The organism is Streptomyces hokutonensis, from assembly GCF_042751305.1.
Lineage (GTDB): Bacteria > Actinomycetota > Actinomycetes > Streptomycetales > Streptomycetaceae > Streptomyces > Streptomyces hokutonensis_A.
Genome location: NZ_JBHYWD010000037.1, coordinates 37,857 through 64,650, shown reverse-complemented (window position 1 = coordinate 64,650; position 26,794 = coordinate 37,857). Strand labels below are relative to the sequence as shown.

Here is a 26,794-nt window from a genome sequence, read left to right as displayed (position 1 = left end):
AGGGGAGAGCCCCATGGGATGTGGCTGCGGCAGCAACAGCAAGCGGTCCGTCGGCGCACAGTCCGCTGCCCGCCCGAGCAGGACGACGTATCAGGTCGTCCTCGACGACGGGAACGGGCGAGTCGCCTTCACCACCAACAACAAGCCCCTCGCGGACAAGGTGTCCGGGAACTACCCCGGCAGCATCGTCCGCCCGCTCGGGGCCAGCGACAGCGCCGCCGTGTCCTGACACCCGCCGTGTGGGCGGCCGGCCTTGATACTCAAGCCCGGCCGCCCGTACGGCTCGGGGCAGCTACGACAGTTGAGGCGGCGATGACGGGGGCAGGCTCGGGCTACTGCTCGTGCCGGGGGAGTACGCAGGATCGGGGAGGCGCCGCCCGTCTCGGCGTGAGATCCAGTACGTGCGCTTGTACGCCGGGTGGGAGACATACTCCAGCGCCTCGGAGCCGGTGTCGGTGTCGACGAGCCAGACACCGGTACGGCTCGGGTGGGGCCGCACCGGACACCCGGTCAGTTCGACCTCCCAGGTGTCGGTGACTCCGTTGTCCCTGCCGTCGTGCACGGTGATGGTGCCGGTCACGCGGTGTGGGAGCGGACGGCCTTCCTGGCGGGCCTCGTAGTTCTCCGACAGCTCCTTGATCGTGAAGTCCTGCTGAAGGAACAGGTTCGGGTTCACGCCGTTCCCCTGGTGGGGCCACAGGGCGTGCGGGGTCACGGGCCGGGCGCGGTGCTCGACCTCCTGGACGAAGTCGCCGCTGTACTCGACGTTGACGTAGCGGTCGCCCTTGTTCTCGATCACGACGCGGGCTTGAAGGACGATGCGCTCGTTCTCCTTCTCTGGGAAGTGCCACTCATAGCCGTTGGGCCACGGGTTGACGGGCATCCCGACGTGCGACCAGGCGTGCGGCGGCCACTGCACCTCGGTGAACCGCACGCTCACCGCGGGAGCCTGGGCGTCCAGGCGGGTACGGGCTGCGTCGATCGCCACCGTTTCGGAGGCGAGGAGCGCGTTCTGCGCCACTTGGAGCGCGTCTTGCGAGACCTTGACGGTCTTGCGCATAAGGGCCGACTGGTAGGCGATGACGCCGAAACCGGCGGCTGTGCCCAGGGATCCGATCGCGACCCACAATGTGTCCGACATAGCCGATGATTTTCGTACTGTTCGGATGCAAAGCGCCAACCTGCTGGTCAGGGGGGTGTTGCGTCGAAGCGCGCGGGCGCTCGGGCCGAATCCGCGCGCCATCGCGCGGTGTTCGGGCGGCTGGGCATTGACACCGGCCCACCTGCCCGTACAGCTAATATGCCTGTTGGACAGCTGGTTCAGGGCCGTGTCAGGTGCTCACACAGGAGACATCTGGCATGACCGAGCCGTTCGAGCTCCCCGAAGACCACACTGCCCTGGACGACGAGCAGCTTGCTGCTGCCCTTGCGGGCGCCGTTCAGGCCTTCGACGCCAAGGCGACGTCCAGCCTCGTCACCGAGAAGGACATCACCGAACTCCGCTCGCTGGCCTCCGCTGTTGAGGCCATGCGCACGGAGCAGAACGACCGCGTCACTGCCGCGAAGGCTGCCGCTGCGGAGATCGAACAGCTCGCCGCGCAGGTCCGTGGCGACGACCCGAACGCGGGCCCGGCCGTGGAAGAGCCCGTCGTCGAGGAGCCTGCGGCCGAGCCGGAGCCCGCCCCGGAACCGGTGGTGGCATCCGCCGCCGTAGTGCGGCGCCCCGCCCTGAACCTCGCGTCGGTGCGCGCCGTCCAGCCGCGCGTCCTGCCGGAGCCGCCGGCCCCGGGCACGCACATCACCGCGGCCGTCGACGTCCCCGGCTACACCCCAGGCGCACCGCTCGACTTCGGGCAGGTCGTCACCGGCATCATCAGCCGCGCCAACGCCCTCAAGACCGCTGGTGGCGGCACGGGACAGGTCATCTCGTACCGGCACCCGTACCCGGACGAGCTGATCGTCACCGACTCCAGCTCGGCGCCCGAGGGCACCACCGTGGCGATCGCCGCGCAGAACCAGGGACGGCTCCCGCAGGGTGAACTCGTCGCGTCCGGCGGATGGTGCGCACCCAGCGAAACGCTGTACGACATCACCGGCGTGGCCTGCCCGGACATGCTGTGGGACGCCCCCGAGATCCAGCTCGCGCGCGGCGGCTTGCGCTACTACAAGCCGCTGTCCCTGGACGTCGGTTCGATGACGTGGGTCCACACCGAGGCCGACGACATCAGCGGGGCCACCAAGCCGTGCTACCGGGTGCCGTGCCCGGACCCCGTGGAGGTCCGTTGTGACGCCATCGGCGTCTGCCTGGAGGCGGGCATCCTGACGCAGCGGCACTTCCCGGAGCTCGTCTCCTGGTACCTGCGCAACGCCATGGTCGCCCACGAGATCCGCGTCAAGCAGGTCCTGTTCCAGCAGGCCCTGAATACCGCGACCCCGGTCGTGCTCGCGCCGACGTTCGGCGCCCTGTCCGCGATCTACGCCGCGGTCGCCCTCCAAGCCGCCGACGTCATCGAGCGGCACAGCCTCTGCGAGACCACGGCCCTGGAGGTCGTGTTCCCCTGGTGGAGCCGCAATCTGTTCCTGACCGACCTGGCGCGGCAGAACGGCGTCAACATCTGTGACCTGAGCCCGACCTGCATCCAGGACGTGTTCAGCACGCTCGGGGTGCGCGTCCAGTTCGCGCGCGGCCTGTCCCCGGCTGTCCCAGACGAGATCGGCGGCGCCAACGTGGCCGTCGACTGGCCCGCCGTCGTCCGGTTCCTCATGTACCCGTCCGGGTCGCTCCAGATCGGGCGCGGTGAGGAGGTCAACTTGGGCGTAGTGCATGATTCGACCAAGTTTGTCACGAATGATTACACGGCCTTGTTTGCGGAGGAGTGCTCGGCCCTCGTCGACCGGTCGGTGGACACCCGCCTCGTCACCGTCCCGGTCTGCCCGGACGGTGCGACCGGCGCGCAGCTGGAGCTCGTCTGCGCCGCTGGCAGCAGCTGACCCCTTTTCATCGTTCGCAGCCCCGGCCATCTGCCCGGTCGGGGCTGCCCGGATGAGAGGAGGTGAGGTAGATGCCATCAGCCGGACTGCGTAGGCGCGTTGAGGCCATCCCGGGCACGCCGTTGCCCCACGGCATCCTCGGCGGGTGCGTCGACATCATCGACGTGGAGGACGTGCACGAACTCCTCGGCACGGAGTGGATGCCGCTCTCGTGCGCTGCCGCACACGACTGGGACTGGTGCCCCGAGGACAGCACCACACCCGGGCCAGTGGTGAAGACGTTCGAGCGGCCCGGCGTGTGCTCCGCCTCGCCGATCACCATTTACGCCGGCGCCACCTGCTCCACGGTCGGCTGGCCGTACGAGGAGGCGGTCCAGCACGCCCGCGAGACGCTGCGCATGGGGGAGCAGCGCGCCCTGGAGGAGTGGTTCGCGCGGGACGTGCTCTGTCCCATGGCCGCCGACCTCACCCCAGCAGCGGGCGCCGTGTCTATCGCCCAGGGTGTGGCCGCCCTTGAAGGATGGCTCGCGGAGAACTACGGCGGTCAGGGCATCCTCCACGTCCCCGCCGGGGCAGCCGCCCTCCTCGGCTGCTGCAACGTCGTCCACATGGAGGATGGCGTCCCGCGCACCCTCATGGGCAACTGCGTGATCATGGGCAGCGGCTACTCCGTGAACGTCGGCCCGCCGGACTGCACGCAGGCCCCTCCGGGTGAGGCGTGGCTCTACATCACCGGCCCGATCCGTATCCGCCGCGAGGCCCCGCAGATCGTCCCGGACACGGACAAGGAGAGCTTCCGGATCAGCACCAACGACCGGTTCGTGCTGGCCGAGCGGTCGTTCGTGGTCGAGGTCGCGTGCTGCGAGGCCGCAGCGATCCGGGTGGTGCTGTGCCCGTGAACCAGATCATCGTCCAGCCCGCGCGGGAGCTGCGTGTGGACTTCGCCCGGTGGGCGGTCGCCCAGACGCCGAAGGTCCGCACCTGCTCCACCACGGACTTCGCTGTGCCGCCGCATCTGTTCACGCACCTGCCGGAACACCTCCTCGTCGGCTCCCTCGTGGACGGCCACCGGTACGTCCCGGTGGAGGACGAGAACCCGGAGTGGCTGACGGCCGTGCCCGGGGAGCCGCTACCGGCTGTACCGGACTCCGCGTACGGGCCGGACTCTGTACCGCTCGACGCCGCCCCCGGCCACGGTGCCTGGCTGGCAGGTGCCGCCGAGCCGGGCCAGGCGGCAGTGGAAGAAGCGGTGACCGTCGTCCAGGCCGTCGAGGACGTTGCTGCTGGAGGGGACAGCAGCGGCCCCACCAGCCCGTCGGGCCCGCCGTACGCCTGCCAGTTGTGCCCGCGCACGTTCAGCACATCGCGCGGCAGGGACGCCCACCACCGCCAAGTGCACCGGGAGGCATGAGCGATGGCCCTTGAGCCTGCCCCGTGCGCCCCGTGTGGGGGCGGCGGTGGTGAACCCGTTGAGGTGACGACGTGCTGTTCCCCGTCGCTGACCTCACAGCCCCTGTGCCTTCAGGACGGCACCCCGATCACTGTCCTGATCGAAGGCGCGTGCGTCGAGTGCGGTACCGCGGCCGCGCAGCCTGAAGTCACCGGCTGGGTCGACCTCACCACAGGAGCGTTCACCCCGGGCCCGCCCCCGGCCGGGGCCGGGCCGTGCGACCAGTGCGATCCCACCCCGATGTGTCCCCAACTCCTCGGCCTGTCGGGGCCCGAGACGTGGGCCATGCCCGAGGGCACGGAGTCCGTGTCGATCCAGGTCGCGTGCGGGCCCGTGATCGTCACGGACTGCGCCGGCAATGAGACGCAGATCAACGAATGCGGGACGGGCCTGAGCTGGTCGGCGCCACCCGGCGGATGCGCCCCGGGCACCTTGTGCACACCGTTCACGGTGCAGGTCCTCGCCGGCGCGGCGGCGTACATCAACTTCCTCGGCCCCTGTGACCAAGGCGGCGCGACGATGAGCGGAGAGAACTAGTGGCCGTCGGCGGAAACTTCACGAACTGCAACTGCGGCCCAGGGGCGGAGACTTGCCAGTCGCCGACTCAGCCGGTCGCGACGGTGGGCCTGTGCCTGGCCGACGGGACTCCGATCGCGGTGACCGTCGTACGGGACTGCGCCGGGAACATCACCTCCGAGGGCTGGATCAACCTCCTCACCGGCCAGTTCACGCCCGGTCCGGCCCCGGCTGACACGGGCTCGTGTGACACGGGGTGCGCCGACACGGTCTGTGTGCAGCGCTGCGACGACACCGACGGGGACGGCGCCGCCGACCAGACGTACAGCGAGCTGTGGTGCATCCGCGCGGATGGCAGCGCCCAGCTCCTCCTCACCTACCAGGACGACCCGGCCAGCCCGTACACGCCGACCGCGCCGGTGGACTGCGAGTACGGGTGCACCGAGACCGAGACCCTGACCCTCTGCGACGACGGCGGCCCGTTCCTGCGCCGCTACACGTGGCTGGGTGGCACCGCCACCTTCGAAGACTTCGAGCTGGACGGCGCCACCCCGCACACGGTGACCGGCACCGTCCGTACGTGCGCCGGGGACGGCAGCCCGGAGGCGCCGTGTGAGGCGGCCACCACCCCGGCCGCCACGCTCGGCCTGTGCCTGCCGGACGGGACCCCGCTCGCCGTCCTCATCACCCGGGACTGCGCAGGCACCGTCACCCAGGACGGGTGGCTCAACCTCACCACCGGCGCCTACACCAGCGGCCCGCCCCCGGTCGGCGCGATGGCGTGCGGCGACTCCCGCGCGTTCGAGCTCGCCGGGCTCCTCTGCGACGTGGACCCGGCCAGCGGGGACGTCCTCGGCCTGGTCCTCGTCGAGTACGAGTACAACCCGGATGGCTCCCTCGCCTCCGTGCGCCTGGTCGACCCCGCCACCGGGACGACGTACACCCTCCAGGGCGAGCTACGGCACTGCCCCGCCGGCACTGAGGAGCAGCCGGAGCAGGACCTCGCGGTCCTCTGCGACACCGCGGCGGACGGCACGGTCACCGCCTTCGTGCGGGACTACCGGCGCGATCCGGCGAGCGGGCAGATCAGCGGGCACACCGACTACACGCTGGACGGCCAGCCGTACACGCCGCGCGGCACCGTGGGCGTCTGCCATGAGCCCGAGACAGCAGATGTGGAGTCCTGGCCCCTGTGCGTCGTGAACGCGTCCACCGGTGTCACGGTCGCTCGGGTCCGCCGCGAGACGGTCTATGACGGCAACGGCGACGTGATCACGACGCGGCTCGTCGATGCGATGAGCGGCAACCCGTACACGCTGCCGGCGGGCACGCGCCTCGGTGAGTGCTGCGAGACCACACGGGAAACCGTGTGTGTCACCCCGCTCCTGCCGACTTCCAAGCGGGTGGTGTCCAACCCCGGCAACAACACCAGCGGGCGCGTAGACCCGGCCTGGACCTGGGGAATGACCAAGGCGGGAGGCCGCCCCGTCTACGACGTTGCCGGACCGGCGGCTTGGAGGACTCCGCGTCCCCCCGGCGGCGGCTGGGTGTCCCTGACCCCGAGCACGCTGACCACGCCGCTGCCCCCGGGGGCCCCGGTCGACTACTACATGGTCACGGCGTTCGAGCTGCCGGACGATGCGGTCCTGGACGCCACCACAATCAAGATCGACACGCTCAACGCCGACAACGCCGTGCCGGGCTACGCCCTCAATGGCGCGGCGGAGACGCGGACCAACCCGCAGGCGGCGACATGGTTCAACCAGCCGCCCTACAAAGAGGCCGAACACCGCATCGCCGGCGCTGTGCGGGGCTCCAACCTCCTCGCCATCCGCGTGACCGAGGCCGGCCCGGGGAGCAACGGAGGTGTCCTGCTCGACGTCACTCTCACCTACCGCGTGCCGGGCGTACCCGAGTACTGGACGGCCGAGCACCGCGACTGCGGCACCACTACGTTCATCGACCCGGACGGCAACCGGTACGAGGGCGGCCTCCCGGACGGCTACATGGCCTGCGGGGGCGGGTCCGGTGGCTCCTGCTGCCCGGAGGAGCCCTGCCTGGCACAGAACGTACTTGAGGCATGCCGCTGCGACGACACTGACGGCGACGGCATCGCCGACACCGATTACGTCGAGCTGCTGGCCGTCGACTGCGCCGGAGCGCTCACCAGTCTCGGCACGTACACCGCGGACCTGTCCGCTCGGTACACGCCCGTCGCCCCCGTGGACTGCGAGACCGGCGCAGGGGGCGCAGATGCGGCCACCGGCGTGCAGGCCCGCCGCGTCCAGCTCAACCCGGGCGCCACCTGGTCTGCGGCCACCTATCCGACGCTGCAAGCCGTCACGGCCACCGCATTCGGTGGCACCGGGACCATCACCACCGCCGATGGCGCCAGCACGCTGCACGACGGCGAGGCCGCTTCCTGGAGCGTCGTGCGGGACTCCGACGCCCTCCTGACCGGACCGCTCACGATCAGCGCCGGCACCGGGGCCGTCACCATCACCTTCACCACGGGAGCCACGCTATGACCGGATGCTGCGGGCCGATCCTCGTCGCCAACGGCAACGGAAGCACCACCGCGCCGAGCATGGACGTCGAGTACGTGACGCTGTGCGACGTCGCCGCCGACGGCATCTCAACGCCTTTCCTGCGCCGCTTCACGCACGCCGCCGACGGCACGCTGAGCGCCACGGCAGATCTCGCCCTGGACGGCGTCACCGCCTACACCCCGGCCGGGACCGTGACCGTCTGCGATGCCAGCAGCGACACGAGCACGCCGCCGGTCACCACCCAGACGGCCAGCAGTCACCGCCAAGTCCTCGACAGCGCCCAGTCGTTCGACGTGTTCGCCACGGCGGCCGGGACGGTGGAGTCGGTCACCGTGACCGTCATCGCCACCGGCACCGAAGGACCCTCGGTGACGACCGCCTCCGGCACCTCCCGCCTCTACGGCGGGGAGTCCGTCACCTGGTCGGCGCTCCCCGATGTCGCCGCGGGCTCCGACGAGCTCACCGGCCCGCTCTCCGTGGAGACCACCGCCGGGGACATCGTCGCCGTCTCGTGGACCGAACGCCCCTGACCCCGCCCCCGTTTCAACCATCCTGCAAGGAGAGCCATGTCTGGTACCGGTGGAAGCATCTCGACGAGCGCCCCGGATCGCGAGTTCGAACTCCTCTGTGACGTCGCCGCCGACGGCACCCCGACCCCGTTCCTGCGTCGCGTGTCCGTCGACAGCACCGGCAACACGACCGTGCTGGACACCGCCCTCGACGGCACCACGGCGTACACCCCGACGGGGACCGTCGGCGTGTGCCCGGCCGAGGTGACCGACTACGAGGTCATCGAGCTGTGCGACGTCGCCGCCGACGGCACCGTGACGCCGTTCCTGCGCCGTCTGGCGATCGCCGAGGACGGCACGGTCACCGTCACGGACACCGCCCTGGACGCGGTCACCGCCTACACCCCTGCCGGGACCGTCGGCCAGTGCCCGCTCACGGCCCCGCAGAAGACGGTGACCCCGCACGGCACGCAGAACACGAACTGGGACCTGGCCGCGAACGCAGGCACCCAGTCCGTGACCCTGCTCGTCTACAGCGGCACCGTCACGGTCACCACCGCCGACGGCACCCTCACCGTCCCGGCGGGCAGCTCCCTCACGTGGGGTGTCGACGGTGACGCGGTCGACTCCGCGCTCACCGGAACGATCACCGTCGACGGCGACCCGGCCACGGCGACGTGGCAGGTCCTTTGGACGGCCCAGCCGTAGCAGCCCCACGCCTTCCGCGGGGATGCCTGGCGGCCCTCGCGGGAGGCCGGCGGTCGCCCGCACTGGGCCCCCTGTCAATCCCTACGGAAACGGAGTACTGATGAGCGGCACCGCGGGCCAAGTCGGCGACTGCCCCCAGACCCTGAGCAGCGAGTGCTGGAAGATCCCCGGCTACCGGTACGTCTCCTACGACAACAGCGGCACCACACCGTGCGGCATCTCGTCGATCAACGGCTCCCCGGCCGGGGTTTGCGACCGGCCGAACCTCAAGTTCACGTCGTGGCTCATCAACGGCCGCAACGTCATCCACACCCCGTTCAACGACGGCCTGGACGAGTGCGGCACGCCGTTCCTGTCCGACTTGACCGCCGTCATGAACACGTGGGATCCCTTCGCGGGCGGCTGGACGGTGGCCGTCTCGGACGCGTGCGCCTACCACCTTCGATCACGGGCTCTCCCGCCCACCGGCACCAAGTACGGCACCCTCACCGCCGTGGACAACGACACCGGCGAGACGATCACATTCGCCCCGGTCGACGTCGTGGTGCCGGATACGTTCTATCGCCGTATCACCGAAGTCGACTGCGATGGCACCACCAGCATCCGGTGGACCAACGACGCCGGCGCCACGGTGCCCGCGCCGGACCCGGACCAGATCGTGGAGTGCACCGTCCAGGTCACACCCGACGCCCGGGTCACGCCGACGCAGCGGGTACGGTCCCGCATCAAGCGGCTCACCGGCACAGAGTCCAGCGGCAATATCGACTCCTTCCCCACAGACGTCCAGGCGGTGACGCTCACCGTCCTCGCGGGCGCGGTGCGCGTCCAGGCGGCCGGTTCCGGCTCCAGCAACGGGGGAGCGCCGACCACGTTCGCGGACGACGTCACCGTTCCGGCTGGCGTGACGCTGTCGTGGGGCGTCGACGGGGACTCCTACGACCTCGCCCTGGACGGCTCCCTGATCTTCACCGGCACGGCCGCAGGCGCGGACTTCCTCGTCCACTGGACCGAGCACAACTACACGGACGGGGACTGAGCATGGGGACCTCCAGCAGTCTCCGCATCGTGGAGAACGGTTTCGCCGTCCTCCCCGCGAACGTCGACCTCAACGCGGCCGCGTCGGGGACGTTCGTTGCCACCGGCCTGGCTCTTGCGCTGCCGAGCGCTGGCACGTACCAACTCGACGCAACCGTTCGCGCGTTCCTCGGCACCATGACGACGGGGGAGGGCGCGTTCATCGTTGCCCGCCTGTACGACGTGACCGCCAAGGCCGTCGTCCCCGACAGCGAGGTTCTCGCGCATCAGCTGCTCGTCACGGCCGGCACTTCCGCAACGCTCCTCAACTGGAACCGCGCAGCGCCCATTCAGGTCCGGTACACGATTCCGGGCGCTCGCACGATCCGGCTGGAAGCCGCCCGGTTCACCCAGCTCGGCACCACCGACAGCGCATCGCTGAACTCGGATGCCAACGGACGTACGACGCTGCGCTACCAGCGGGTGGCCTGACCATGGAGGGAAGACTGCTTTGAGCGCGCCTGGTATGTGCATCCTGGCACTCCTACCGACGCCGGAGCCCCCCGCATACATGCGGACGATGGCGGCTGTTGGGTATGAGGTGCACGTTGTTACTACGATCCGTCGGCGGGAAAGCCCGCGCGAGGTGGACGGTGTGCGGGTGTGGCCGCTCGGCTACTGGTGGCGGGCGAAGAAGGCGGCTCAGGCTGATGTGCTGGTGACGGTAGCTGGCGACCGGCAGGCGGAGCGCCTGGCGTCGAACCTGAGACGGGTGCCGCGCCTGGTGCTGCCCGACGCAGACGCGGACTTCGGCGAGTTCGAAGAGGCGTGCATCCGGCTCCTGCCCGCGCGTCGGCAAGCGGAGGCCCGGGTCCCGGTGCCCGAGGACCCGCTCGCAGGGGAGCGCACGAAAGTGGTGGCGTGGATCCACTACGGGGTGCCGTACCGGCGCGCAGGGTCGGAGACGATGCTTCAGACGATGATGCGCGCCCTCCGCGACGCGGGCATGAGCGTGCTGGTGGTGTGCTCGTCGATGCCGGAGGCGCCTGCGGCGTGGGACGTGGACGGCGTCCCCTACATGCACTTGCCCCCGCGGTCGGCTGAGGTGCTCATCCGGACCATGCGGCCGAACGTGATGGTCACGCACCACAACTACGCTGCGCGCGCGACCGCCTTGGCCAAGGAAGCGGGGGCGCGGTCGGTTCTGCTCATGCACTCCGACCACGACTTCTCGGCGCGTTCACTGTGGGCCGGGCCGGACCTGGTGGTCTACAACACCGAGTGGGTTCGTGCCTCCCTCGCCGTCCGTTACCTGGAAGTGGACCGTACAGCGTCCCTCGTGGTGCACCCGCCGGTCGTGGCCGAGGAACACCGGGCACCAGCGACAGGGGAGCGGGTGACGCTCGTCAACCTCAGCTCAGACAAGGGCGTCTACACGTGGCGGGCCGTCGCCCACGCGCTGCCGGAGCTGCCGTTCCTCGGCGTGACCGGCGCCCACGGCCAGCAGGTGACGACGCCGCTCCTGCCGAACATGGGTGTGATTCCGCAGACTTCCGACATGCGGGGCGACGTGTGGGCACGAACCCGGGTCCTGCTCATGCCCAGCGTGTACGAGTCGTACGGCATGGCGGCCGTCGAGGCGCTGGCGTCCGGAATCCCCGTCATCGCGCATCCGACGCCGGGCCTGCGCGAGGCCCTCGGCGACGCGGCGACGTTCATCGACCGGTCCGACGCCCGCTCCTGGGCGGCAGCGGTCAAGGAGCTGTACTCGGACGGGGAGCGCCGGGAAGTGGCAGTCGCCTCAGCGTTCGCCCAGAGCGCGTTCCTCGCGGACCAGATGGGCGCGGAGATCAAGCAGTGGGTCGAAGCCGTCCAGGCCCTGCTGTAACCGTTATCGATCCCCGGCCGTCTGGGGTGTCGGTGGCGGAGGCGTAGCCCCGCTCGAAGCCGTGAGGAGACCGATAGTGGCGATTACGTCACGGGGCGAAGTAGCGAGTTGCGGCTGGTGATCCAAAATTGCCTGTTGCGCCGCGGTGAGCTGAAGAACTCTGACTTCCCAGTCCACTTTGACGATCAGTACAGCCCCAATGCGCACGACGGCGTCCTTGGTCGGCTGGAGGGAAGCGAGGACTGGCCCTACGTTCTGCATCATGGTTGCCGTAACGGTCGCATCCTGGGCCAGCACGAGGCGAGTGTCTGCGACGTGCGCGGCGGTCAGGGCGCCTTCGCGCACCGCCTGCGAGCGAAGAGCATGGGACAACGTAGCTCGCATCCGGCGAAACCAAGACCCCAGAACCGGATCCTCGCGTTCTAGGACCACCAACCCGGCCTTCGCTAGCAGTTGCTCCACGGCAGCCTGGACGGCACTGTGCGAACTTTCGTCGGAGAGATAGATCGTGATGGGGAGAGGAGTGACATCCGACTCGGAGTTCCCGGCTTCCTCCCTGTCGAGCACTTTGTCGATGGCACGGAGCATCTCCCCCGTGTCCCCTGGCTCATAGGTTAAGTGCACGGGCGGGTACACGTCCCCGCCGATTTGAACGTGCTGCTCGGACGCTCTCTCTGCGGGGTTGCCTGTGGAGTGACTGCCGTTCATGAGACCTCGAATTCCCGAGCTGACACTGCCGTATAGCACCGTAGCGAAGCCGTTCGGGGCAAGGGTGCTGATCGCTAGACTGTCTTCCAGTCGCTGGTTGTGGGCCGGACTCCTGAGCACAGGAGGTCTCGGCTATGTCCTGCCCGCTGATCGCCAATGCCGACGTCATGCGAGTCACCCGGCTCGACCAGTGCGGCAACCCCGTCTGTGGCGAAGACAACGGCTTCGTCTTCGACTGTTTCAGCTCCCTCGCCATGAACAACAACTCGGACGACGGGGACGACATCCAGTACAAGGCCGCCAACGGCCGTGTCTGCGGCTTCAGGCGCGGCTGCCCCACCTTCAAGGGCTTCGACCTGGAGCTCAACGTCTTCAGTGTCTCCCCGGAGCTCATCGAGATCCTCACCGGCAACCCGGTGTACCTGGGATATGACGGCACCCCGATCGGCTTCGACACCTGCTCGATCAAGTGCGACACCGGTTTCGCACTCGAGCTGTGGGCTGAAGTCCTCGGCGAGGAGTGCGCGGAGGGTGCACAGGGTCAGTGGATCTACTTCCTGCTGCCGTGGGTGACGAACGGTCTCCTCGGTGACCTGGAGCTCGGCTCGGAGGCGGTGACGCTTCAGATCACCGGCTCGACGCGCGCGGGCGGCAGCTGGGGTGTGGGCCCGTACGACGTGCAGCCGATCGACGCGGCGGGTACGCCGGGGCCGATGCTGACGCCGCTGGACTCGGCCTGTCACCGCCGGACGTTCATCACCACGACTCCGCCGCCGGTTCCGTCGTGTGACTACGCGCCGGTCCTCTGCGACGCCTCGGTGTCCTGACCGCGTGATGCAACTGCCAGACCTCGTCGTTCCGGTACGGGAGGGCGCCAACAACGAGCAGCTGCGGTACGCGCTGCGCTCGTGGGTGGCGAACCTCCCGCACCGGCATGTGTGGATCGTCGGCTTCCGGCCGTGGTGGGCGGCCGGCGCCCGGCACATCCCGACCCGCCAGCGGGGCATCAGCAGGTACGTCAACACCACGACTGCGATGCGCGCGGCGTGCGAGCACCCCGAGGTGTCCGACCCGTTCGTGTGGGCGAACGACGACACGTTCGTCATGAGCCCGCAGCCGTCGCCGTTCCCCGTGTTCCACCGCGGGCCGGTGCGGGAGCTGGAGGCACACTACGGAGCCCGCTCCGGGGCGTACCTGGCGGCGATGCGGGAGACGCGTGACTTCCTCGTCGGGCTCGGCTACGAGGACCCGATCTCCTATGAGCTCCACGTGCCGCTCCCCGTCCATAAGGCGCCCATGCTCCAGGCCCTCGACCTTGCACCGGGCCACGACGCCCACAAGCGCACCGTCTACGGGGTGCTCAACAACCTCGGTGGCACGCAGATGACGGACGTCAAGGTCATGCGGCGGGGGCCGCAGTTCGATGTCCGGTCGCCGTTCCTGTCGACGATGCCGGACAGCTTCGCGAACGGGGCGGTCGGCCGGCTCATCCGCCAGTCGTTCCCCGAACCGTGCCCGTACGAGGTCCGGAGGAGGCGCTGAATGCCGCTACGCATTGGCCCGTGCGAGCCGTGGCCGTTCGAGCCCGAGTGCTGCCAACTCCCTGAAGGCGTCGCGCCCGAGACCATCGACCGCTGGCGTGCCGTCGCGACCAGCATCCTGTGGGCGCTGTCCGGCCGGCGTTGGGGCCCGTCGTGCCCGTACACCGTGCGGCCCTGCCGGAAGCGGTGCCTCGACTCGTCGGGGCCTATCTCCTTCCAGGCCGGGGGCACCGGGCCGTGGATCCCGTACATCGGTGCTGACGGCGTGTGGCGTAACGCGTCGGTGTGCGGCTGCAAGTCGGACTGCTCGTGCGGCGAGCTGTGCGAAGTGCGCCTCGAAGGGCCCGTGCACGACATCGTCTCTGTCGAGGTCGACGGCGTAATGCTGCCGCCGGAGTCGTACCGAGTCGACTCCGCGAACCTCCTCGTACGAACGGACGGCCAGTGCTGGCCCGACTGCCAGGACATGGCCGCGCCGTGCGGGGAGCCGGACACCTTCTGTGTCACGTACCGGATCGGTCTGCCGCTCGATGACGCGGCGATCGCCGCGTTCAGCGCGCTCGTCTGCCACCTCGTCAAGGACTGCTCGGGCAGCTGCGGCTGCAAGGTGTCGACGAACCGGAACCTGAGCCGCCTGTCGCGGCAGGGCGTCGACCTGGAGTTCGCGGACCCGACGGTCATCTACTCCGAGATGCGGACCGGCCTCCCCGCCGTGGACATGTGGCTGAACGCCGTCAACCCCTACCGGCAGACCTCGCCGAGCCGGGTCTACAGCCCGGACTACAAGCGCCCACGCACCCAGACCTGGCCGTAGAAGGGGAACACCACTGTGCCGCTGCTGCCGCTCGCTATCCACGAGGCCGCCTCGGACCTCCTCGACTGCGTGTGCGCCACTCTCGACGAACTCGCCATGCAGGTCGAGGACTATCCGGGCTGCCCGACCTGCCGGCGCTGCCTCGTGCCGGGCCTGCCCGCCTGGGACGACTGCGCCGACCCGTGCACCGGAGACGTCGGCGGCCAACTCACGGTGAACCTGAGCCGCATGTACGCCTCGACGAACTTCCCCGCCGAGGACACCACGCCGCAGAACGTACGCGGTTGCACGCCGCCGCTGTCGACGGCCGTCGAACTCGTCGTGACGCTGCTGCGGTGTGCGCCAGGCCCCACAGAGGAGGGCTGCCCACCGTCTTGCGAGGACCTCGAAGCGGCGGCACGCATCACCCACATTGACGCCGTCGGGGTCTTCAACGCGATCACCTGCTGCCTGGCTGCCACGGGAGGGCGGCGGCGCGGCCGGCCGTACATCCTTGGCCGTCAGCAGACCCTCGGGCCGCAGGGCGGCTGCGTCGGCGTCGAGCAGCGGGTCACGATCGCGCTGCCCGGCTGCAAGTGCCCGGAGGAGGTGCTCTCGCTATGAGCGTTGAGGTACGGATTGAGCCCGGCCGGATAGCCCGGCTCCTGCGCGCCCGAGGCGGCATCGCCTACCGGCGGATGAGCCAGCGCACGGAGCGCGTGGCGCGGATCGCCGAGGCAGAGGCGCCCGGGTCCATGGGCTCGTACATCTCGTGGAAGGTCAAGGAGGGGCCCCGCGGCCTGGAAGGCGTCATCGTGTGCGACCATCCCGCCGTCCGCTTCGTCCTGGACGGCACGAGGCCCCACCTCATCCGCGCGAGAAAGCCAAAGGGCGTGCTCAGGTTCGAGGCGGACGGACATGTCGTCTTCACGCGACTCGTTCGGCACCCCGGCACGAGGCCGAACAACTTCCTTGCCAGGGCGCTGAGGCTGGGACGTTAACCGTAGCTGGCCGGGGTCCCCCGGTAGAAGAGCCCTCCTGGCGTATTCCGGTGGCTCACATTCCGCGGCACACTAACCCTCAGACCGCGCGGCCAATATATCAAGCGTGCGGTGAGTGGGAGGTAGTTTCACCGAGGCCAACTGCATGATTAACTGGAGTGCCGAGCAATGTCATGGCTCACGAAGGCTTTATTGATTAGACGTCACAAGTCGCGTCTTAATTTGTTAATCATTGCCCAATGTGCCGTGATCTTACTCGCGGCATGCGGCAATCATGGGCAAGTGTTGGTAAAAGGCTATTCTTGCGGGAACGCGCGCTATCTTTCCGACAGTGACGATTTTAACATGTTCTGTTTCGCTGGGATGGAAATTATTGGCCAGCCCAAAGGGGTGACCGGGGTTCAAACGACGCTGACAATACCCTCGCAATGGACCAGCCCCGCTGCCCGCGTAGAAAGTGGGCCGTATCAGGTATTCTATAGAAATCCTCGCGACGGAGAAATATTTGCGGATAAGACGTTGATCACGGTTCATGAGGGTACAGTGTTCAACTTCATCTGGTTTGGTGGGGTGCGGCTGGGTGTGCGATCAGAAAACGTCAACGGAAGTGGTGCAATCCCAACTTACTACTGGCAGGTTGTCAGGTCTTTGAGCTGGTTTGATTGCCCGCCGAGGCGGGGAGTTTGCCCTGATCGCAGCGGTGGAGTCAGCAATATAGAGCCAAGCCCGGTCGGGTGGGAGGAGTCTTTTCCAGTGCCAAAGGAGGAAATCGGAAGAGCTGTCGATCTGCGGATTTATGCTCCGCAGGATAACGGCCCGGGAAGGGTCGTGCTCAGCATTTCTGGGTTGAAGACAAGATATTCCGTAGAGGTGCCCATTGACGATGTCCCCGACTGTGCGCCTTTGCGGTGCAGCGCGACAATTGGGCAAGTCCTTACGGGTACAGGGGGGACATCGGTGGGGCTTGCCACTTTCAGTAAAACACGTATCCGTGATGCGTACGGAAAGTGGAATTGGTATGTCGAGCATGCGCCGCTAGGCTCGGGTGTTCAATGTAGGCCGCCGAGGGCAGGCGTAGACGCCTGCTTGGCCTACCGTTCCGCCGAACCTCCGTTCGCGGAGTGGTTAGCGCCTCCCAGTAATCCTGAACACGAAGGCGGAGTGCTGGCCACGTACTGTTGCACTCGCTTAACGGGCTGACTATCTCGGGAGTCGGGACAGTGGAGACCTACGCCTACACTGCGGACAGAAGTGCACGACTGGTCTTGTCTGGGTGGAAGACCGATGCGCTCGTATATTCATCGGTCGGGGGTAAGATATACGCAGAACGGTATGCGAAGCGTGGTGGCTTCATAAGTCTTTTTGAGGACTACGGATGGGTTAAGGCGACAGTGGAGGCAATGAGTGTCACTGTTGTCTTTCAAGGCCTCCTTCCTGGGGCGGTACCGGCCCTGAGAAGTCAAACTGACGGCGGGCCTTCCCGGCATGTCTCCGAGGTTTCATACTGGGCGGTGGGTCTAGGGGTAAAGGTCGACATGGTAGGTGGTTCCATAGCCCCCGGTGGGGTGATCTTACCGAATCCTGGTCCAGCACTGGGGCCGGCAAATGTTGACGTTCGCGGTCTGCTTGTGCGTGGTAGTGGGCTGATTGATGGCCAACGGCTGACGTGCGACGAAATAGTCGTCGGTGACTTCATTCGATTCACGTGATCGCTCGTGGTTGCAGCCTTCCGGGCAGCACAGCCTGGCTCTTCACGCTACGAACGGATGCATCGGTCGGGCACGCGGACGCGCGCCGGAAGGGTGACAGGCTCATGTCGCCGCGACTTGAGCGACGGTGCGGCTCCGGACCGTAAGCCGACTACCCTTCCCTGTATGCCGCTGGTTTTGGGCCGGGCGAGGAGCGGGAGACAAGGACACGCCTGTGCGGAAGTCGTTCGCACTCAACACCGAACCCCACGTCGCCGACATCGCCGGGACAGAACTCTTCTTCCAGCCGGAAGTCATGGGTGATGACTTCCTCGACGCGTACGTCGAGCTACGCGACGGCCAGAAGGCGAAGGGCATCGACCTCGCCAATCTCGCCGAGGCCGACCCGGCAGACGTCCGCAAGACGACTCGCGCGCTGCGCCTGTTCCTCGCCCGGCAGATGCTCGCCGAGTCGGCGGAGCTCTTCCTGCGCCTGGACGTTGTCAAGGACGGGGAGGCCCTGGAGACGTTCGACGACCTCGACGAGGCCGAGGCGTACGCGGCGAAGCACCAGGGCGCGCGCGTCGTCGACGCGCTGCGCCTCCCGACCCGCGTCACCGTCGAACTCCTCGAATGGGTTGTCGAGCTGTACGGGGGTGGTGGCGACCGCCCTACTGGGTCGTCTTCCGCCTCTGCGACAGCATCGCGGCAGGCTGGGAAGCGTGGGACGGGAGTCTCGCCCTCAAGGGTGTCGACCCGCACGCCTGGCCGCTGAGACGGATGCTGAACGCCGCCGAGTCCTCCATGGACATGGCGGCGGAAGACGACGCTGAACGGCAGCGGAACCGCGTGAAGCTGTACGCGCCGCCGAAGGGAGTACGCCCCGCCAGCTCGGGCCGTCCCCGGGCGGCGGGCCGCATGGACCTGGCCCAGGCGCGGGCGCTCATGGCGTCCATGGCGTCGGAAGACGCAAAGCTCCCGGCGCGACGCAGCGGATAGTCTGGAGATCACGGCCGCCCCTTGTGCGGCGGCCGTCGCCGCTGGTTTTGGGCCGGGCACCATTCACGACCTTCGTGAGGGTGCCCGGTGGCCGGCGAAGAAGAGGACTACGGGTCCGCCCGGATCACGATCACGCTGGATGACCGCGGGGTTGTCCAGGAAGCGCGCGACCTCGGGATCCGTATCCAGCGCGCGCTCGACCGCGCAACGCGCGACGTCGGTACGCAGATCCGGCGCAACATCCAGAGGGGCCTTGACGCCGCTGCGGTCACGGTCCGCGTCAACCCGGATCTGCGCAGGTTCGACGCGCAACTCCTCGCCGGGCTCCGGTCGCTGGACTCGATCAACATCCCGGTCGCCCCGGACCTGACGGGGTTCGTCGAGCGCCTGCGTGCCGCGCTCGCCAGTGAGGAGATCGAGGTCCGGGTCGTACCGGATCTCTCGGACTTTGACGCGCGGATCCGCGCGCACAACATGCCGGACGTCACGGTCCACGCGAACGTCGACGTCGACAACAACCGCTTCACGCGCGCCCTCGCAGGGCTCACGGGAATCGCCCGGGGGGCCGGTACCGCGCTTACCGGCGCGCTGCAGTTCGGGGCGATCGGTATCGCGGCGGCCGGGGCCGCGCAGGGTGTTGCGGCGCTGGCCGGCGCGCTCGCCCCGGCGGTGGGGATCGTCGCGGCGGCCCCGGCCGCGTTCATCGCCGCGCAGGCTGCGATAGGGACGCTGAAGCTCGCGCTGGACGGCGTGGGCAAGGCGTTCTCGACGGCACTGACCGGGGACGCCAAGCAGTTCGAGACGGCGCTGAAGGGCCTGTCCCCGGCGGCCCAGGCAGCCGCCCGGGAGGTGCGGGCTCTGAAGCCTGCGTTCGACTCACTGAAGTCGAGCGTGCAGGGCGCGTTCTTCGGGCCGCTGAAGGGGCAGATCACGGCGGCCGGGGACGCCCTGAAGGGGCCGCTCACGGCCGGGATGACGGCGGTTTCCGGCGAGTTCGGCCGTCTCGCTGCGTCGGTGCTGGGGTTCGTGAAGTCGTCGGCGTCGGTGCAGCTCGTCAGCGGCGTGTTCGCAGCGCTGCGGACGCAGATCGCGGGGATCAGGTCCGACAGCATCGACCGGCTGCTGACCGCCATCGCCAAGTTCACGGCGTCGACGCTGCCCGCGTTCAGCGGCCTCGGCACTGTGATCGGCGGGGTGGTCGACAAGCTGGCCGCGTTCCTGGAGCGGGCCACCAGCGCGGGCGACGGGCTGAAGTGGATCCAGAACGCGCTCACTGTGTTCCAGCAGTTGGGCGGGATCGCGCAGAACGTCGGCTCGATCCTGGCGAGCGTCTTCGCGTCCGCCTCCGGTGCCGGCGGCGGGTTCCTCGCCAACCTCCAGATCATCACTGGGCAGATTGCTGCTTTCCTGAAGACCGCGTCGGGGCAGTCGGCGGTCGGCAACGTCTTCGCGACGATCTCGACCATCGCCGCGCAGCTCGGTCCGATCCTGTCCGCGCTCGTCACCCAGATCGGGCAGATCGCGCCCGCGCTCGCGCCGGTCTTCGCCACGCTGGGCCCGGCGATCACCGGGGTAATCAACGCGCTCGGGCCTGCCCTGGCTGCCATCGCGCCGAGCCTTCAGACCGTCGCGTCCGCGCTCGCCGACGGGTTCGCCGCCATCGGCCCGAGTCTGGGGCCCGTCGGCGCCGCGATCAGCTCCGTCCTTCAGGGCCTGGCCCCGCTGCTGCCGCTCGCCGGGCAGCTCGTCGCGGTCCTGGCGCAGGCCCTGGCCCCTGTTCTGCAGACGTTGGCGACGCTGTTCACGCCGATCATCTCGGCGCTCGTGAGCGGGCTCGCGCCTGTGCTGCCGCCGCTGTCCCAGGCGTTCGTCACTCTGGTCTCGGCCCTGACTCCGCTTGCGGCCGGCGTCGGCCAGGCGGTCGCGCAGATGTTCCAGGTCCTTGGGCCCGTCCTTGCGCAGGTCGCCGGCGTCGTCGCTCAGGTCGCGGTCGCCCTGGTCCCGCTGGTCTCCGCGTTGACGGACGCGCTGCTGCCCGTTCTGCCGCAGATGGTCAGCGCGTTCTCCGCGCTGTTGCAGGCCCTGTTGCCGATCCTGCCGCCTGTTGCGAACCTCGTCGCCGCCTTGGCGCCGCTGCTGGTGACGGTGGTGAACCTCCTCGCGCCGGTCCTCCAGCTGGAGGCCGGGTTCGAGGCGTGGGCCTCGATCAACGTCGTCGTGCCGATCATCGAGGGCGTCGTCAGCGTCCTGACCGGCTTGGTCACCGCTGTCACGGCCGTCGTCACGTTCATCACGAATCTTCCGTCGCTGATCGTGTCGGGGCTGACCGCGCTCGGCTCGATGATCTCGACGTTCTTCTCGACGCTCGTCACCACCGTAACGACCGCTCTGACCACAGGCTTTCAGGCTGTCGTCGGATTCTTCACCTCACTGCCCGGCATGATCATGTCGGGTCTGGCGGCACTGCCCGGCCTGCTCGTCGACCTGTTCGTGCAGGCGGTCGCCGCCGTCGGGATCGCGCTGCTGACGGCCCTCGCCGCGATCGTGTTCCTCTTCACCGCGCTGCCTGGCCGTATCTGGGCCGCGCTGTCCGCGCTCGGCTCGATGCTCTTGTCCGCGTTCACTTCCGCCTTCAACTCCTCGCGGGCTGCGATCTCCTCGTTCATCTCCTCCGCGGCTTCCTTCTTCGCGCAGCTGCCGGGGCGCATCGCGGGCGTCCTCGCCGCGCTGCCCGGTCAGTTGGCCGCGCTGTTCCGTTCGGCCGGCTCCAGCGCGCTCGGTGCTGCACGCTCCTTCGGCTCCTCGGTCAGCTCCTTCTTCGCTGGGCTGCCGGGACGGATCGCCTCGGCCCTGTCCGGGCTCGGCTCCCGCATCGCGGGTGTCTTCTCCTCGGCGGCGGGCAGCGCGAGGAGCGCCGTCTCCTCGCTGATCTCGGGGATCGTCAGCCTGTTCAGCGGCCTGCCGGGCAGGATCGCCGGCGCGCTGGGCAACATCGGCTCGCGGATCATGTCGAGCATCAAGAGCGGTCTGCCGAGCGCGGTCCGCAAGTACCTGCCCTTTGCGGAGGGCGGGCTGGTGTTCGGTCCGACGCACGCGCTGGTGGGTGAGGCCGGCCCCGAGGTGATCATCCCGTTGACGAAGCCGAAGCGGGCCCGGCAGCTCGCCGCGCAGTCGGGCCTGACGGAGATGCTCGGTGGTGACGGCTCCTCCTCGTCCAGCGGCGACAGCGCGGTCACCATCGCGCCCGTGTTCAACATCGCCCAGGTCGGCGACGCCGAGACGACAGCCGCCCGGGTCATGCACCGCATGGCGCTGACGTACAGCATGTGACCTGGTGGCGCGGCCGTAAGCTGATGAGCGCTGCTGGTTGTGGGCCGGGCGCCTCTCCGAACTAGGGGTGTCACGTGCTGACCGACTTCCTCCAGGTGGGCGGTATCGAGGTCATCAACACGGCCCGCCTGCGCGCCTACCTCGGGAGCGTTGGATCCCCGCTGGACTCCGGCTCGGACATCTGCGGCTGCGACACCCTCACCCCCGACGTCCTCGACCCGGACGGCCGGCCGTACACGACACCCGACGACCCGGACAATCCGGCGCCCTGGTACGACCCTGACGTCCCCGAGAGCGCCGACTTCGCCGGGTTCCTGCCGCTGTCCTTCGACGGGATCGACGACTACCCGGTGAAGCGGGCGGTCACGAATGCCGTCATCGGGGGCGGCGCGCTCGGCCCCGCCCGGGTGCAGCCGCGCACCATCACTGTGACCGGCATCCTCCTCGGCGCCACCTGCTGTGCGGTGGAGTACGGGCTGCACTTCCTGGCGGAGGCGTTGCAGGGCTGTACCGGCAGCGCGTGCGGCGGTGACTGCGTGAGCATGTTCAACTGCTGTCCCGGCGAGGAGGAGACGTTCGCGGAGTTCAACGAGCGGCACCGGCGCACCTACCGGCGGGTGGCCCTCGTGGACGGGCCGACGGTCACCGCCCGCCACGGCGACGGCTCGTGCAGCTCCGGCCGGTGTTCCATCGGCGCGGACATCATCACCGTGGAGTTCGTTCTCGTTGCCGCCACCCCGTGGGCGTGGACGGACGAAATCCCGCTGCTGGACGTCCACCTGCCGACCGACGACGGCACCGAGTGCATCACGTGGTGCCTGCACACCGGCGACGGCGCCCCCGGGGAGTGCGCCGACGGCGGGTGCAGGCTCGCGGGCTGCCCGGACGTGGCGGCCGCGTGCGCGGATCCGTTCTGCGCACCGCCCTCACCGCCGCAGCCCGGCACGCCCTCCTCGTGCTTTTGCGAGGCGATGGCCACCAACCGGGAGTGCTACGAACTGGACTTGTCCAACCGGCCGGCGTGGGGCACGGACGTGCCCGTGATCTCGGTGTTTGCCGGGAGTGAGGACTTGCGGCGGCTCACCGTGTCGCTCTACGAGCGGGCGGAGCAGGACGGAGGGCTGTCGTGCGCGGAGATCGCCGATCGCAAGCGCTGCGACCCGCTCGCCGTGTTCGAGGTCAGCTTCGTGCCCGCTGAGGGGACGCTCGTCCTGGACGGGCAGATCGGCCGGGCCACTGTGGAGTGCGGCGGTGCGTGTGAGACGAGCACGAGCGTGTGGGGTGCCAACGGTGCCCCGCCCACGTGGCCCACGATCGACTGCGCCAGCCTCTGTGTCTGCCTGGAAACCGACGCGCTCCTGCCGCCTGCTGGCGACGCGCGGCTGACGATCGGGGTCACGGGCCGCGGGTACTGACCGGGCGGTCGGCGACCAAAGGAGCGTCTGCGTCGGCTGTCACGGCGGTGAGCTCGGCGATGAATCCCGTTCGTGACCTCGACGCGGTCGCTCCCGGAGCCGATGTTCAGCACCTCGGCCGGTTGCCTATGAACGAGTACTCATGCAAGAGTAGTCGTATGTCATCGATCAGGTTGTTCATCCTCGACACGTTCGCGAGGAACGGCGAGATGCACGGGCATAGGGTGCGCCTCCAGGCCGAGCGGGAACATCTGCACCTGTGGACGGACGTGTCCGTGGGCAGCCTGTACCAGGCGATCAAGCGTCTGCTGGCTGAGGGCTTGCTCGAAGAGGTCAGGACCGAGAAGGAGGGCAACCTGCCCGAGCGTCAGGTGTACGGCATCACCGGTGAAGGGCGGCTGCGTCTCAAGGAACTCCAGTCCGAGAGTCTGCGCCACATCTGGATGAAGCCGGACCCGTTCGACCTGGCCCTCACCCGCCTGGACCCGGAGAAGCTGGACGAGCTCCACACGGTGATCGCATCCCGGCTGGATGAACTCGCCTCCATGCTCTCGGACACCGAGGCGCTGAACGCCAACGCCATCGACGGCGGCTACCTGACGGTGAGCGAGGCACTAGCGGTCAGTCACAGTGCGCACAGGCTGCGCGCCGAGATCGCCTGGCTCCAGGAGGTCCTGGACGCGGTGCCCGAGATTGTCACCGATGAACGGACCCGTCAGCCCGACACCCTCTGAATCACCGGATTCCGCCCCCCCTTGAATCCACCCGCGTCGCGGTCGGCGCGGTATCGCCCGGTAAGGAGCACGCCCCATGTCCGAACTCATCGAACCCTTCACCCTGTCTGTGCCGGAGGAACAGCTGACCGACCTGCGTGAGCGGCTCTCCCGCACCCGGTGGCCCGATCCAGAGACCGTTCTGGACACCAGCCAGGGACCCCAGTTGGCGAAGCTCCGCGCGCTGCACGACTACTGGCTCAACACCTACGACTGGCGGCGGTGCGAGAAGACCCTCAACTGCTTCGGCCAGTCACGCACCATCATCGATGGTCTGGGCATTCACTTCCTCCATGTGCGCTCGCCTGAGACGGACGCCCTCCCGCTGGTCATGACCCACGGATGGCCCAGCTCCGTCCTCGATTTCCACAAGGTCATCGGCCCACTGACCGATCCCGCGGCCCACGGCGGTGACCCGCGGGACGCCTTCCATCTCGTGGTGCCGTCGCTGCCGGGATTCGGGTTCTCCGACCGGCCTACGGAACCCGGCTGGGGATTCCCCCGGGTCGCCGATGCCTGGATCACGCTGATGGACCGGCTTGGCTACCGGCGATGGGGCGCCCAGGGCGGCGACCTCGGATGCGCGGTCACCGACGAGATCGGCCGCAAGGCCCCCGACGGATGCGTCGGGCTGCACCTCAACTTCGCCATGTTCCCGCCAACGCCCGACGAGATCCGGGACGCCACCGAGCATGAGCAGGCAATGCTCGACAGCGCCGCCTACTTCTGGGAGAACCTCTCGGGCTACGCCAAGGAGCAGGCAACCCGCCCTCAGACCATTGGCTACTCCCTCGCGGAGTCCCCCATCGGCCTGGCTGCCTGGATCTACGCGATGTTCCAGGACACCTGCGGCACGCCGGGGGACGCGGAAGCATCTTTCACCCTGGACGAGCTGCTCGACGACATCATGCTCTATTGGCTTCCCAACACCGGGACGTCCTCTGCGCGGACCTACTGGGAAATGGCGCGGTCGGCACGGCCCTCCGCGCCGAACGCCGCCGCACCGATCACACTGCCTACCGGATTCAGCATGTTCCCGGAGGAGCACGTCCGGAAGTCCCAGCGCTGGGTGGAACGCCGCTACAGCAACGTCGTCCACTTCAACGAGCTTGAGGTGGGCGGGCACTTCGCGGCTCTGGAACAACCGGCACTCTTCGTTGACGAAGTCCGGACCACCTTCCGTTCCTTGCGCTGAGCGCACCGCCGGCATCGGCACCTCCTACCGACAGCTTCCCCCCAGGAAGGGCGATACCTCATGACACCCCTGCCCGGCGAACTCCTCAAACTGCTGAACCGGCCCAGCCCCTGCTTCATCGCCACCACCATGCCGGACGGCTCGCCTCAGCTCACCCAGACCTGGGTCGACACCGATGGTGAACACATCCTCATCAACACCGTCGAGGGCTACCGCAAAACCAAAAACGTTCAACGCGACCCCCGTGTGGCCGTCAGCATCGCCGACCCGGATGACACCTCCCGCTACTTCTCCGTACGGGGACGCGTCACCAGCGCCACGACCGACGGCGCCGCCGAGAGCATCGAACACCTCGCCCAGAAGTACACAGGCCACCCCTACGCCTCGTACGGCGGCCCGGGCCAGACCCGGCTCCTGCTGACCATCACCGTCGACTCCGTCATCCATTCCCCCATGCACTAAAGACCAAGGGGACCGTCATGACCAGCTTCCCCCACAGCGCCGGCACCGCCCGCCCCTATGTCTGGGCGCCGGACCAGTCCCCGGCCTACTGGAACGTCGGCACGTACTGGAGAGTGCTCGCCGACGGCAGCCAGACCGACGGCCGGTCCTGCACGTTCGAGGAACTGTGTCCGCAAGGACTCGTCGCCCCACTGCACGTCCACGACAAGGAGGAAGAGGCGTTCTTCATCCTCGAAGGTGATTTCGTGTTCACCGTCGGAGACGAGGAGATCCCGGCCGGACCCGGCAGCTACATCTACCTGCCGCCCAAGGTCCGCCACGGCTTCCGCGTCGAATCCGAAGTCGGCCGTGTCTACAACATGCTCACCCCGGCCGGATTCGAGCAGAACATCATCACCAACGGCCAGCCCGCCCCCCAGGCTCGATGCCCCCACCGGGAACGAGTGCCGTGCCGCTATGGAGGCAATTGCGCCTCCAGGTCCCCAGCCCCCTGGGACGACCCTGCCTGGGCGCCTGACTCGTCCTTTTAGAGCGCCGGCCTAGGCCCGGGATGTTTGGTTTACGGTGCAGGACGACGAGTCGGTGTTGATGTACCCGCCGAGCGCTGTCGCCCCCACTCACGGTACGCACGCGGACACGCCATGCCTTCGCCGGCCGCGGAACGCTCAGCCCGGTAAGCGACTGTGGCGATCTGAGCGAACGACCGGACCAGCGGATTCGGGTCACCCTCGTTCCACGCCGCTACCACACGGCTCGGCGCAATGTCGATCAGCGGCACCACAGCCAGCTCCCTGGGCAGGTCGTGCCCGAACGGGGCAATGCCGACTGTTCCGTTCGAGAGCACGGCCTGCAGGCACTTCTGGACAGCGCGTACCACTGGACCCTCGCGCGGCTCCCCGCCGTTCCAGTACGAATGCCAGATCGGATCCGTGCCGTCCGGGAACTGGAACCAGCCCCTGTCTGCCAGGTCGGCCACCTTCAGGCGGTCGCGGCGGGCCAGTGGATCATCGGCGCGCAGCTCGTGCACTGTCGGACCTGTCTCGTCGAACGGCCCACGGGTCAGAGCGACGTCGACCAGTCCGGCGCGCAGTCCGCAGGTCGGATCGGTCAGGTCGGTCTCGCGGATGCGGACCTCGACACCTGTCCGGATCACCGACATGGTGAAGGCCGTCCTCGTCCTTCACCACGCGTCAACCTGAGGTTGGAAAACGCTCCCTACGTTGTTCCCTACGTTGTTCTGCGGGAGGCGGTGAGCCCCTCGTAT

Annotated in this window: 26 protein-coding genes and 1 pseudogene; 24 read left to right on the top strand and 3 right to left on the bottom strand. The window is 68.5% G+C overall.

The features are described from left to right. Positions 1-13: 13 nt before the first annotated feature. Positions 14-229 carry a hypothetical protein gene (locus tag ACFXC1_RS48655; RefSeq protein ID WP_381256176.1) on the top strand — a complete coding sequence of 72 codons (216 nt, stop codon included), beginning with the start codon at positions 14-16 and terminating at the stop codon, positions 227-229. 63 nt (positions 230-292) lie between these two features. Here ACFXC1_RS48655 and ACFXC1_RS48650 read toward each other — a convergent pair whose 3' ends face one another. Beyond that, on the bottom strand, positions 293-1,141 hold the full coding sequence (locus ACFXC1_RS48650) for a hypothetical protein (RefSeq protein ID WP_381256173.1): 849 nt from the start codon (positions 1,139-1,141) through the stop codon (positions 293-295). 218 nt (positions 1,142-1,359) lie between these two features. Here ACFXC1_RS48650 and ACFXC1_RS48645 point away from each other — a divergent pair, with 218 nt between their 5' ends. The 10 genes from ACFXC1_RS48645 (at position 1,360) to ACFXC1_RS48600 (ending at position 11,625) form a co-directional block, all read left to right on the top strand. Continuing rightward, positions 1,360-2,991: a major capsid protein gene (locus ACFXC1_RS48645; protein WP_381256170.1), complete on the top strand. Its 1,632-nt coding sequence runs from the start codon at positions 1,360-1,362 to the stop codon at positions 2,989-2,991. 71 nt (positions 2,992-3,062) lie between these two features. Further along, positions 3,063-3,890: a cupin gene (locus tag ACFXC1_RS48640; RefSeq protein WP_381256167.1), complete on the top strand. Its 828-nt coding sequence runs from the start codon at positions 3,063-3,065 to the stop codon at positions 3,888-3,890. Next, the gene (locus tag ACFXC1_RS48635) at positions 3,887-4,402 is read left to right on the top strand and encodes a hypothetical protein (RefSeq protein WP_381256164.1); all 516 of its coding nucleotides are present in this window, start codon (positions 3,887-3,889) and stop codon (positions 4,400-4,402) included. Before ACFXC1_RS48640 ends, ACFXC1_RS48635 begins: the two co-directional genes overlap by 4 nt. A 63-nt stretch (positions 4,403-4,465) precedes the next feature. Further along, complete coding sequence (locus ACFXC1_RS48630) at positions 4,466-4,978, top strand: hypothetical protein (protein ID WP_381256161.1); 513 nt, start codon at positions 4,466-4,468, stop codon at positions 4,976-4,978. Continuing rightward, positions 4,978-7,485: a hypothetical protein gene (locus ACFXC1_RS48625; protein ID WP_381256159.1), complete on the top strand. Its 2,508-nt coding sequence runs from the start codon at positions 4,978-4,980 to the stop codon at positions 7,483-7,485. Before ACFXC1_RS48630 ends, ACFXC1_RS48625 begins: the two co-directional genes overlap by 1 nt. Beyond that, positions 7,482-8,036 carry a hypothetical protein gene (locus tag ACFXC1_RS48620; protein ID WP_381256157.1) on the top strand — a complete coding sequence of 185 codons (555 nt, stop codon included), beginning with the start codon at positions 7,482-7,484 and terminating at the stop codon, positions 8,034-8,036. Before ACFXC1_RS48625 ends, ACFXC1_RS48620 begins: the two co-directional genes overlap by 4 nt. 36 nt (positions 8,037-8,072) lie before the next feature. After that, a complete protein-coding gene (locus ACFXC1_RS48615) occupies positions 8,073-8,723 on the top strand; it encodes a hypothetical protein (RefSeq protein ID WP_381256154.1) in 651 nt (216 codons plus the stop codon). A 100-nt stretch (positions 8,724-8,823) separates the two neighbouring features. After that, positions 8,824-9,759, top strand: a complete 936-nt coding sequence (locus ACFXC1_RS48610; RefSeq protein WP_381256151.1) for a hypothetical protein — start codon at positions 8,824-8,826, stop codon at positions 9,757-9,759. 29 nt (positions 9,760-9,788) lie between these two features. Then, the gene (locus ACFXC1_RS48605) at positions 9,789-10,229 is read left to right on the top strand and encodes a hypothetical protein (protein ID WP_381256148.1); all 441 of its coding nucleotides are present in this window, start codon (positions 9,789-9,791) and stop codon (positions 10,227-10,229) included. 163 nt (positions 10,230-10,392) lie between these two features. Then, entirely contained in the window at positions 10,393-11,625 is a 1,233-nt protein-coding gene (locus ACFXC1_RS48600) for a glycosyltransferase family 4 protein (RefSeq protein WP_381256146.1), read from the top strand. A 3-nt stretch (positions 11,626-11,628) separates the two neighbouring features. On the opposite strand, the gene ACFXC1_RS48595 is transcribed toward ACFXC1_RS48600, so the two are convergent. Then, positions 11,629-12,213: a hypothetical protein gene (locus ACFXC1_RS48595; RefSeq protein WP_381256143.1), complete on the bottom strand. Its 585-nt coding sequence runs from the start codon at positions 12,211-12,213 to the stop codon at positions 11,629-11,631. A 254-nt stretch (positions 12,214-12,467) separates the two neighbouring features. On the opposite strand from ACFXC1_RS48595, the gene ACFXC1_RS48590 reads away from it, so the two are divergent. From ACFXC1_RS48590 to ACFXC1_RS48530, 13 genes are all read left to right on the top strand, one after another. Further along, positions 12,468-13,160, top strand: coding sequence for a hypothetical protein (locus ACFXC1_RS48590; protein WP_381256140.1), 693 nt, complete (start codon positions 12,468-12,470; stop codon positions 13,158-13,160). A gap of 7 nt (positions 13,161-13,167) precedes the next feature. Further along, positions 13,168-13,875 carry a hypothetical protein gene (locus ACFXC1_RS48585; RefSeq protein WP_381256219.1) on the top strand — a complete coding sequence of 236 codons (708 nt, stop codon included), beginning with the start codon at positions 13,168-13,170 and terminating at the stop codon, positions 13,873-13,875. Then, complete coding sequence (locus ACFXC1_RS48580; RefSeq protein WP_381256137.1) at positions 13,876-14,688, top strand: hypothetical protein; 813 nt, start codon at positions 13,876-13,878, stop codon at positions 14,686-14,688. Between the two features lie 15 nt (positions 14,689-14,703). After that, the gene (locus ACFXC1_RS48575; RefSeq protein WP_381256134.1) at positions 14,704-15,291 is read left to right on the top strand and encodes a hypothetical protein; all 588 of its coding nucleotides are present in this window, start codon (positions 14,704-14,706) and stop codon (positions 15,289-15,291) included. After that, positions 15,288-15,668: a hypothetical protein gene (locus ACFXC1_RS48570; protein WP_381256131.1), complete on the top strand. Its 381-nt coding sequence runs from the start codon at positions 15,288-15,290 to the stop codon at positions 15,666-15,668. Before ACFXC1_RS48575 ends, ACFXC1_RS48570 begins: the two co-directional genes overlap by 4 nt. Positions 15,669-16,888: 1,220 nt before the next feature. Then, positions 16,889-17,377, top strand: coding sequence for a hypothetical protein (locus tag ACFXC1_RS48565; protein WP_381256128.1), 489 nt, complete (start codon positions 16,889-16,891; stop codon positions 17,375-17,377). Between the two features lie 214 nt (positions 17,378-17,591). Then, complete coding sequence (locus tag ACFXC1_RS48560) at positions 17,592-18,131, top strand: hypothetical protein (RefSeq protein ID WP_381256126.1); 540 nt, start codon at positions 17,592-17,594, stop codon at positions 18,129-18,131. Between the two features lie 311 nt (positions 18,132-18,442). Continuing rightward, positions 18,443-21,685 carry a hypothetical protein gene (locus ACFXC1_RS48555; RefSeq protein ID WP_381256123.1) on the top strand — a complete coding sequence of 1,081 codons (3,243 nt, stop codon included), beginning with the start codon at positions 18,443-18,445 and terminating at the stop codon, positions 21,683-21,685. A 74-nt stretch (positions 21,686-21,759) separates the two neighbouring features. After that, positions 21,760-23,100 (top strand): hypothetical protein, encoded by a 1,341-nt coding sequence (locus ACFXC1_RS48550; RefSeq protein WP_381256120.1) that lies wholly within the window; start codon positions 21,760-21,762, stop codon positions 23,098-23,100. A 158-nt stretch (positions 23,101-23,258) separates the two neighbouring features. Then, on the top strand, positions 23,259-23,834 hold the full coding sequence (locus ACFXC1_RS48545; protein ID WP_327398321.1) for a PadR family transcriptional regulator: 576 nt from the start codon (positions 23,259-23,261) through the stop codon (positions 23,832-23,834). Between the two features lie 76 nt (positions 23,835-23,910). After that, positions 23,911-25,068 carry an epoxide hydrolase family protein gene (locus ACFXC1_RS48540; RefSeq protein WP_381256117.1) on the top strand — a complete coding sequence of 386 codons (1,158 nt, stop codon included), beginning with the start codon at positions 23,911-23,913 and terminating at the stop codon, positions 25,066-25,068. A 60-nt stretch (positions 25,069-25,128) separates the two neighbouring features. Next, positions 25,129-25,530, top strand: a complete 402-nt coding sequence (locus ACFXC1_RS48535; protein WP_358633917.1) for a PPOX class F420-dependent oxidoreductase — start codon at positions 25,129-25,131, stop codon at positions 25,528-25,530. A 17-nt stretch (positions 25,531-25,547) separates the two neighbouring features. Further along, on the top strand, positions 25,548-26,060 hold the full coding sequence (locus ACFXC1_RS48530; protein WP_381256113.1) for a cupin domain-containing protein: 513 nt from the start codon (positions 25,548-25,550) through the stop codon (positions 26,058-26,060). 140 nt (positions 26,061-26,200) lie between these two features. On the opposite strand, the pseudogene ACFXC1_RS48525 reads toward ACFXC1_RS48530, so the two are convergent. After that, a pseudogene (locus ACFXC1_RS48525) lies at positions 26,201-26,668 on the bottom strand (LysR substrate-binding domain-containing protein); the annotation flags it as partial. Between the last annotated feature and the right edge of the window lie 126 nt (positions 26,669-26,794).